This window comes from Staphylococcus sp. HMSC36A10, assembly GCF_001838845.1.
GTDB lineage: Bacteria > Bacillota > Bacilli > Staphylococcales > Staphylococcaceae > Staphylococcus > Staphylococcus aureus.
Window position 1 is genome coordinate 1 of record NZ_KV839107.1, and the last position, 242, is coordinate 242.

The 242-nt window shown below is 52.9% G+C and carries 3 tRNA genes; all 3 read right to left on the minus strand.

The window, feature by feature from the left end:
• Window positions 1-2 precede the first annotated feature (2 nt).
• Window positions 3-77: transfer RNA gene (locus tag HMPREF3247_RS07295), tRNA-Gly, on the minus strand.
• A 3-nt stretch (window positions 78-80) separates the two neighbouring features.
• A tRNA-Leu gene (locus HMPREF3247_RS07300) sits at window positions 81-162 on the minus strand.
• Between the two features lie 3 nt (window positions 163-165).
• Window positions 166-241 (minus strand) — tRNA-Lys (locus HMPREF3247_RS07305).
• Window position 242: the final 1 nt, after the last annotated feature.

Consider the following 242-nt stretch of genomic DNA (forward strand, 5'->3'; position numbering starts at 1 on the left):
AATGGAGCAGAAGACGGGATTCGAACCCGCGACCCCAACCTTGGCAAGGTTGTATTCTACCGCTGAACTACTTCTGCATATGCGGGTGAAGGGAGTCGAACCCCCACGCCGTAAGGCGCTAGATCCTAAGTCTAGTGCGTCTGCCAATTCCGCCACACCCGCAAATGGTGAGCCATAGAGGATTCGAACCTCTGACCCTCTGATTAAAAGTCAGATGCTCTACCAACTGAGCTAATGGCTCT